We start from the raw sequence: 7943 nt of genomic DNA, 5'->3' as shown, positions 1-7943 counted from the left end.
GGAGGTAGATTTGAACTACCGATCTGCGGGTTATGAGCCCGCCGGAATCTCCTGGCTATCCCATCCCGCTACCAGTTCCTACAGTCGTCGGCTAGTTATGGGTTGTGATTCGGTCGCCGTATGTGATTTTGTATCGCGGCCCCACCTCGTGAGATTCATGTCCAATTATAGACAATACCGTAAGAAGTATATCACTGTAGTACCCGGACTGATTCAGAAATGGAGTTCTTGCTCGTTGGCTTCTGGCTAATCCTCTACTATCTCCTTGCAATCGCGGGATTACCGGTCGCAACGACGCTCTTTCGACGATTCCCTGACCGCGGGGCGACGTTCGCCCTCCCGGTGAGCCTTACGGTCGTCACCATCGTGACGTACTGGTTGGGCCAGTTTGCCTTCTCTAATATCACGGTTCTCGTCGCGGTCCTGTTTCTCGCTTCCCTGTCGATACTGCTGACGAGGCGCGATCTCGAAATCGACCTACAGGGATACGCGGAAGCGATGACCGTTTTCACGGCGGCGTTCTGTTTTCTCGTCATCGTCCGCGCGATAGACCCGGGAATCGTCGCGACCGGCGGCGAGAAGTTTCTCGACTTCGGCCTGTTACAGTCGCTCATGCGGGCACCCGCGCTCCCGCCCGAGGACATGTGGTTCGCGGGGGAGCCGGTTCGGTACTACTACGGCGGCCATCTCATCGCAGCGATTCTGACGAAACTATCCGGCACGCCACCACAATACAGCTACAACCTCTCGCTCGCGGGGTTCTATGGCATGCTCATCACCACTGCCTACGGATTGGCGGGTGCAATCGGCGACCGGCACGGAAGTTCACGACGCCTCGCGGGCGTCTGTGCCGCCTTTTTGGTCGGTGTCGCCGGGAACCTGTTTACGCCGTTGCGCTTGCTCGCGGGGGGCTTTCCGGGGTGGCTGCTCGACGCAATCGCGAAACCGCTAGAGATGAACCCGTCCGCGATTCCGCTCGCCCCGGCGGATTTCTTCTACTGGGAAGCCAGCCGCGTGATGGTCGGAACGATAAACGAGTTCCCCTTCTTCGCGTATCTGAACGGCGACCTTCATGCCCACATGATGGGACAGCCGTTTCTGCTGTTCGTCGCGGCTCTCGGCTACGTGATCTATCAGTCCGACGCCCGGCGGCTGAGACTCCTCGTCTTCGGGGTCCTCCCACCTGTCGTCGCCTTCGTTAGCACCATCAGCTTCTGGAGTTTTCCGACCGCCCTCGGCGTCGTCTGGCTCTCGCTCGTGTTCGCGGAAACGCACCCGGCGAGGCTCGTCCCGGGTGGCGAACGACTCGTTTCGATGACTGACGGGTCGCCGTCCGCCGACGAAGTCGGACGAATCGTGGTTTCACTCCTCCTCGTCGCTGCCGTCGGTGGCCTCGCCTTCGTCTGGGCGGCCCCGTTCGTGGTCAACGTGTTGTTCGGGGCAGCGGGCACGCGTGGACTCGGTTTCCTCCCCGACCACAGCAGCGCCGTCGAGTTGCTCATCGTTCACGGGGCGTTCCTCGGCCTGTTCGCGCTGTATCTCGTGACGAACACCCGTTGGCAGACGGAGGACTTCACGACCGCAGGAGTGCTCGTCTTCCTGCTAGCGGCGATCAGTTGGCAAACCGGCATCGTGGCCATGTTACTCGTCGCGCCCTTCCTCGTCGGCGGATGGCTGTTGCTCCGTCGTGACTCCGACTTCGGTTTCGAAACGGTGTTGCTGGTGGCGGGTGCGGGCCTCGTCCTCCTCGTCGAGTTCGCGTACGTGCGAGACAACGCCATCTCCGGACGATTCAACACGGTGTTCAAGGTGTACATGCAGGTGTGGGTTCTCTGGGGAGTCGCCGGTGGCGTCGCGCTGTCCCGACTGCTCGCGGGGGCGATACCGACGCTCTCCAGCGACCGTCACACCCGTCTCCCGCTATCACTCCGACGAGGAGTCGCACTCGTTGCGGCCCTTCTCGTGTTGTCGACGTCGGTGTACGGTGCCTTCGGGTTCGTCGAACACGTCGGCTCCGAAAACCCGATACACCGTGCTGACGACCCGACGCTCGACGGACTCGCCTTCGTCTCGACGGTTCATTCCGACGAAGCCGGTGCAATCGAATGGCTCGGTTCGAGGGAGGGGCGCCCGCACATCGTTTCCGCACCCGGGGACCCCTACGCTTGGGGAAGCCCGGCCTCCTCGCTTACGGGGCTCCCGACTGTCGTCGGATGGTATCAAGAGCGGATTTACCGCGGGGACACCGCTTACTTGGAACGGAAACACGACGTAGAGGTGATATTCAGTCCGAATACGGCGTGGGAAACCCGTGCCAGCAGACTCGACAAATACGACGTTCAGTACATCTACTACGGTCCACGGGAGCGAGACAGATACGGTCGGACGGGATTCGAACAGTTCCCCGGTATCCACCGCGTCCACCATTCGGGGTCGGTTTCGATTTACCGCGTCAACCGGACCGTCATCGAGGCGGAGACGGTGGCGAATTAATCGAGCGAGAGACCCGGATGCCAGCGGTCGACGCCTGCTTCCGCTTTCACTTCGTCCATTCGAGCCAACAGTTTCACCGCGAGGCTCGCCGTCTCCGCGGCGCGGTGTTCCCCTTCCGTTCTGAACTCGCCCGTTTCGCGGTTCGCGTACACCGAACAGACTGCCCCCGCACGGAGACCGTAGACGTTCGCGATCGTCAGAATCGCGCTCGCCTCCATCTCGATGTTCTTGACGTTCGCATCTTTCAGATGGGAGACCAACTCCTCGCCGCCTTCCGCGAGGAAGCCCTCGAACCCGGGGCGACCCTGTCCCGCGTAGAAACTGTCCGCGCTCATCGTGATTCCCGTATGATAGTCGTAGTCCAATCGCTCGGCGGCAGCGACCAGCGCCGAGACGACTTCGAAGTCCGCAACCGCCGGATAATCCTCGCGCACGTACTCGTCGCTCGTTCCCTCTTGTCTAACGCCGCCGGTCGTGATGACGAGGTCGCCGACGTCCATCTCGGGTTGAATCGCACCGCACGACCCCACGCGGATGAACGTGTCCGCTCCGATTCGAGCCAGTTCCTCCACCGCGATGGCCGCCGATGGACTACCGATTCCGGTCGACGTGACGCTGATGGGTGTGCCGTCGTAGTCCCCCGTCACGGTTCGGTACTCGCGGTGGAACGCCTTTTCATCCGCGGAATCCCAGAACTGCGTTATCTTCTCGACTCGCTCCGGGTTCCCCGGCAGGAGAACGGCGTTCGCGACGTCGTCTTCACCCACTTCGATGTGATACTGTACGTCCGCGTTCGGGTCTTCGCTGTCTTCCATACCACTCACGTTTGCCGCCGCAAAAATAGGTGCTTCGCGTTCGGGACGGTGAATTTCCGCTCGCTGCCGTTCAGTCCAGCATCTCCTCGGTTATCGTATCCGGAAGCAACTCGCCGAGCGTGTACTCGGTCACGTCGTCGCCGTGGTCGCACACGACCACCAAATCGTCGTCACAGAACTCCGCGAGCGTCTGTCTACACATCCCGCACGGCGTCACGCCGTCGCGACGTTGGGAACTGACCGCGAGACGGTCGAACTCTCGATGCCCCGACTTTATCGCCTCCGCGATGGCGACTTCTTCGGCGTGGAGCGAGTTGCTGAAGTTCGCGTTCTCGATGTTACAACCGACGTACACGGTTCCGTCCGCCGTCCGGAGTGCCGCACCGACCGGATAGTCGGAGTACGGAACGTGCGCGCGGTCCTGTATCTCGCGTGCCTGCTCGACGAGTTCGTCCATAGCGAAGGTGGGATTTCGCGGGTCAAATAACAACCGACACTGACCGAGGAGAGTCTTTTTATAGCAAACCGGGGCCAACCCCGTCGTGGTTCGTCACCTCCTCGAATCCCTCGTTTGCGCTCTGCTCGGCGCGACACTCGAACTCGTCTCATCGCGAGAGCGCCCGACCACGACCGGCAGGAAACGAGAGTCGAAACACGTCCGAAGCGAACCGCCGCAAAAATCGGTCGCACCGAACGACCGGCCGCCCCCTTACTCCTCGCCGGAGTCGTAAGGTTCGCCCGCGGCGTCCGGAGTTCGAGTGTGCCCGACGAACACCAGCACGATGATGACCGTCACGTACGGGATGATGCCGATGAGTTCGTTGGGAACGCTGAAGCCGACCTGTTGGAGTCGCAACTGAAGCGCATCGAGGCTGGCGAAGAGGAACGACGCGCCGAACGCCCCGAGCGGGTTGTAGTTCCCGAACAGGTAGGCGGTGATTCCGATCCATCCGCGACCGTCGACCATCGTCGTGCCGCTGCCGTTGAACAGGCCCGCCTGTCCGAGGGACAGTCCAGCGCCACCGATTCCGGCGAGAATACCGGAGAGAAGCACGCTCGCATAGCGAACGCGATGAACGTCGACGCCGACCGTATCGAGTGCCATCGGGTTCTCCCCGCTGGCTTTCACCCAGCGGCCGAACGCCGTCTCGTTCAGCACGAACCACGTCAACGGCACGGCGACGAGGAGCATGTATACCGTCGGATTCGCGTCGAACAGAATCGGGCCGACGACGGGTATCTTCGCGAGAAGCGGAATACGCCAGTTCGAGAGCGTTCCGACGCTCGGACTGTTGATGCCGCCCCAGAGAATCTTGCTGGCGAACGGCGCGAGTCCCAGTGCAATGAGCCAAACGGCGAGTCCGGCGATGATCTGATCGGCCTTGAACTCGATACAGACGATGGCGAACAGGAGCGCGAGGAGCGCACTTGCAAGCACCGCCGCGAAGAATCCGAACCAAAGGGTCGTCTGTGTCGCGCTTCCGGATCCGGCCAGCGCGTCTGCAACCGCGACGCCGGTGAACGCCGAGATGATGAGGTGGCCTTCGAGCCCGATGTTGATGACGCCGCTCTTCTCGGCGAATATTCCGCCGAGCGCGGCGAAGCCGATCGGAACCGTAAATCTGAGTGCGGCACTCACGTAACTCGCGTTGATGGTCCCGACGATTTTCCCGAGCGCGCTGTTCGGGAACGCGAGACCGAGAGCGGCGAGTACCGCCGCGATAGCGACGGAAATTCCGGCGATTCGGAGGCGTTTACTCATCCCCTTCACCCCCCTCGATTCGGGAGCCACCGTCCGCGGCGACGGCACCCCTCGATTCCGGCGTCGTCACCCGTTTACCGATCATGCGGAAGAACTCCGGCATTGCGACGAAGAGGATAATAAGTCCGCGTAGAACGCCGACGAGTTGCTTTGGAACACCGAGCGCGAAGTCGATGGCGAGGCTTCCGCTTTTGAGCATGCCGAACAGCAGCGCGGCCAACGGGACGCCGAGCGGGTTGTTGCCCGCGAGAATCGTTACCGTGATGCCGTCGAACCCGTAGGACGGGACGCCCTGTTGCCAGCGGCCGAGGATCATGAGGACGTAGACGGTCCCGCCGATACCGGCGATGGCACCGGAGAGCGCCATGCTCGACACCATCGTTCGCTTCGCGTCCACGCCACCGTATTCGGCGGCTTCCGGTTGAATCCCGCTCGTCCTGAGGTCGTATCCGAACGAGGTTCGGTGCAGGAGGAGATAGATTCCGGCCGCGAGGGCGAGCGCGCCGATGAGGACGAGTATCGAGAACGACGCCTGACTCGGGAATACGATGGGCGAAAGCACCGCGGCACCCGGGACGGGGGGAGTCTCGACGGTCTGGCTCGCGGGATTCTTGAAGTACTCGGAGACCAGGACGAACGCGACGCCCGTCGCGATGAAGTTGAGCATGATGGTCGTGATGACCTCATTCGCGTCCGCATACGCCTTCATCGCCCCTGGAATCGCGCCGTATGCACCGCCAACGAGCGCACCGACGACCAACCCGAGCGGAATGAGAACGAGGCTGCCGACGAGTCCGCCCGGTACGTAGGGAGCGACCCACAGCACCGATAGCGCCGAACCGAGCGCGCCGAGCACGAGTTGTCCCTGCGTCCCGATGTTGAACATGCCTGCGCGGAACGCGACCGCGGCGGCCAGTCCCGCGAAGAGGAGCATGCTCGTCTGCCGAAGCGTCACCGCGAGGCTGAACTTGTCGAGGACGAAGTCCGGCGGCAGCAGGGTGGACGTCTGTGGGTTTGCGAACGACCCGACGAAGAGGTACTTGTACACTTGAATCGGGTTGTAACAGAACGACCCCGGAATCGGGAACTGAACGCCCCAGCCACCGGTACCCGGAATCGTGATGAGCACTTGCCGTGCGAGGAACGGGTCGGAACACGTCGCGACCCACCCGGAGATGAGGATGACGAACCCGCCGACGAATATCGACATGACGAGTGCCGCGATACTGATGAGTACCCGTTCCACCGCCGACGCTTCGACGAGTCGGGCCAAACCTCGTTCCGCTTGGTCTCGCCACGAACTCACTGCGCCTCACCTCTCGGACTCTCCGTTTCCTCCGGATACTCGCCCGCCATCAGCAGGCCGAGTTCCTCTTCTGTCACACTGTCCGGGTCGACGACGTCCATGATTTCACCTTCGTACATGACTGCGAGTCGGTCCGAGAGCTGTTGCACTTCGTCGAGTTTCGAGGAAATGAGGACGATGGCTTTTCCCTCGGCCCGCAAATCGAGCAGTCGGTCGTGAATGAATTCGATGCTGCCGACGTCCACACCGCGGGTCGGGTGAGCGGCGACGACGAGGGACGGGTCGCGCGCGAACTCCCGACCGACGATGAACTTCTGTTGGTTTCCGCCGGAGAGCGACTCCGCGGATGCATCCGCGTCCGGTGGGCGAACGTCGTACTCCTCGATTATCTCCTCGGCGTGGGTCCGTGTGCCCTCCCAGTCGATTCTCCCGTCTTTCGCGTACGGTTCCGAATGCTGGCTTCCGAGGAGGCCGTTCTCCACGAGGTCGAACTCCATGACCAATCCCCGGACCTGGCGGTCTTCGGGGATGTAGGACATTCCGGCGTCGATTCGCTCACGACGGGAGAGTTTCGTCACGTCGGTCCCGCTGAACGAAATCGACCCCTCGTCGGGCGAGGTGAGACCGGTGATGGATTCGATGAGTTCGGATTGTCCGTTTCCGTCGACGCCCGCGATGCCGAACACTTCGCCCTCTCGTGCGACGACATCGACCCCGGACACCTGTTCGACGCCGCGTTCGTCGGTGACTCGAAGCCCGGAGACGTTGAGCATCACGTCGCCCGGGTCTGCCGGTTCCGTTTCGGTTTCGAGCAACACTTCGCGGCCGACCATGAGTTCCGCGAGTTCTTCACGAGTCGTCCCGTCGGTATCGACCGACCCGACGTTCTTCCCGTCCCGAAGGACGGTGATCTGGTCTGCGGCCTCCATGGCCTCGCCGAGTTTGTGCGTGATGAAGATGATGCTCTTTCCCTGCGCCGTGAGTTCGTCGAGAACCGAGAGGAGGTCCTCGATTTCCTGTGGCGTCAGCACCGCGGTCGGTTCGTCCAATATGAGGACGTCCGCGCCCCGGTACAGGGCTTTCAGGATTTCGACGCGCTGTTGAACGCCGACGCTCACGTCTTCGACGAGCGCGTTGGGGTCCACGTCGAACCCGTACTGGTCGCTTAGTTCTCGCACCTCGCGTACGGCGCGGTCACTGTCCATCGCCAATCCACCCCACTTTCTGGGTTCGTTTCCGAGAACGATGTTTTCGGCAATCGAGAGGGTATCGACCAGCATGAAGTGTTGGTGAATCATGCCGATACCGTTCTCGATGGCGTCGCGTGGCGAGTCGAACTCACACGGGTGGCCGTCGACGACGACTTGTCCCTCCGTCGGCTCGTACAAACCGTAGAGGACGTTCATCAGCGTCGTCTTTCCGGCCCCGTTCTCCCCTAAAAGTGCGTGAATCGACCCCGGTTCTATCGTCAGATCGACGTTGTCGTTTGCGACGACACCCGGGAATCGTTTCGTAATGCCGTCGAGATGTACCGCCCGGCTCATTCTAAATCTGGATTTCCGCCCTA

The 7943-nt window shown here is 61.8% G+C and carries 7 protein-coding genes; 2 read left to right on the top strand and 5 right to left on the bottom strand.

All coding sequences use genetic code 11. The features are described 5' to 3' along the window. The first annotated feature begins 219 nt into the window (after positions 1-219). Positions 220-2493 (top strand): DUF2298 domain-containing protein, encoded by a 2274-nt coding sequence (locus tag AC1XDK_RS14830; RefSeq protein ID WP_483350662.1) that lies wholly within the window; start codon positions 220-222, stop codon positions 2491-2493. Here the strand turns inward: AC1XDK_RS14830 and AC1XDK_RS14825 are convergent. Together AC1XDK_RS14825 and cdd are read right to left on the bottom strand one after the other, a co-directional pair. Beyond that, positions 2490-3308 carry a nucleoside phosphorylase gene (locus tag AC1XDK_RS14825; RefSeq protein WP_483350661.1) on the bottom strand — a complete coding sequence of 273 codons (819 nt, stop codon included), beginning with the start codon at positions 3306-3308 and terminating at the stop codon, positions 2490-2492. The two genes, AC1XDK_RS14830 and AC1XDK_RS14825, sit on opposite strands and share 4 nt — an antisense overlap. 70 nt (positions 3309-3378) lie before the next feature. Then, the gene (cdd, locus tag AC1XDK_RS14820; protein WP_483350660.1) at positions 3379-3765 is read right to left on the bottom strand and encodes a cytidine deaminase; all 387 of its coding nucleotides are present in this window, start codon (positions 3763-3765) and stop codon (positions 3379-3381) included. Positions 3766-3850: 85 nt separating this feature from the next. Here cdd and AC1XDK_RS14815 point away from each other — a divergent pair, with 85 nt between their 5' ends. Beyond that, positions 3851-4039: a hypothetical protein gene (locus AC1XDK_RS14815; RefSeq protein ID WP_483350659.1), complete on the top strand. Its 189-nt coding sequence runs from the start codon at positions 3851-3853 to the stop codon at positions 4037-4039. Here AC1XDK_RS14815 and AC1XDK_RS14810 read toward each other — a convergent pair. Genes AC1XDK_RS14810 through AC1XDK_RS14800 form a run of 3 tightly spaced genes read right to left on the bottom strand, consistent with a single transcriptional unit; the run spans position 4018 to position 7920 of the window. Beyond that, on the bottom strand, positions 4018-5070 hold the full coding sequence (locus AC1XDK_RS14810) for an ABC transporter permease (RefSeq protein ID WP_483350658.1): 1053 nt from the start codon (positions 5068-5070) through the stop codon (positions 4018-4020). The two genes, AC1XDK_RS14815 and AC1XDK_RS14810, sit on opposite strands and share 22 nt — an antisense overlap. Further along, positions 5063-6376 carry an ABC transporter permease gene (locus AC1XDK_RS14805; RefSeq protein WP_483350656.1) on the bottom strand — a complete coding sequence of 438 codons (1314 nt, stop codon included), beginning with the start codon at positions 6374-6376 and terminating at the stop codon, positions 5063-5065. Before AC1XDK_RS14805 ends, AC1XDK_RS14810 begins: the two co-directional genes overlap by 8 nt. Further along, positions 6373-7920, bottom strand: coding sequence for an ABC transporter ATP-binding protein (locus tag AC1XDK_RS14800; RefSeq protein ID WP_483350654.1), 1548 nt, complete (start codon positions 7918-7920; stop codon positions 6373-6375). Before AC1XDK_RS14800 ends, AC1XDK_RS14805 begins: the two co-directional genes overlap by 4 nt. Between the last annotated feature and the right edge of the window lie 23 nt (positions 7921-7943).

The organism is Haladaptatus sp. HS23 (genome assembly GCF_056892285.1).
Note: the sequence above shows the minus strand (reverse complement) of the source record. Positions and strands in the feature narration are given on the sequence as shown.

What these genes read in the sequence shown, in the direction of transcription:
- AC1XDK_RS14830 (WP_483350662.1), top strand. Translation starts at nt 220, where the DNA reads ATGGAGTTCTTGCTCGTTGGCTTCTGGCTAATCCTCTACTATCTCCTT.
- AC1XDK_RS14825 (WP_483350661.1), bottom strand. Translation starts at nt 3,308, where the DNA reads ATGGAAGACAGCGAAGACCCGAACGCGGACGTACAGTATCACATCGAA.
- cdd (WP_483350660.1), bottom strand. Translation starts at nt 3,765, where the DNA reads ATGGACGAACTCGTCGAGCAGGCACGCGAGATACAGGACCGCGCGCAC.
- AC1XDK_RS14810 (WP_483350658.1), bottom strand. Translation starts at nt 5,070, where the DNA reads ATGAGTAAACGCCTCCGAATCGCCGGAATTTCCGTCGCTATCGCGGCG.
- AC1XDK_RS14800 (WP_483350654.1), bottom strand. Translation starts at nt 7,920, where the DNA reads ATGAGCCGGGCGGTACATCTCGACGGCATTACGAAACGATTCCCGGGT.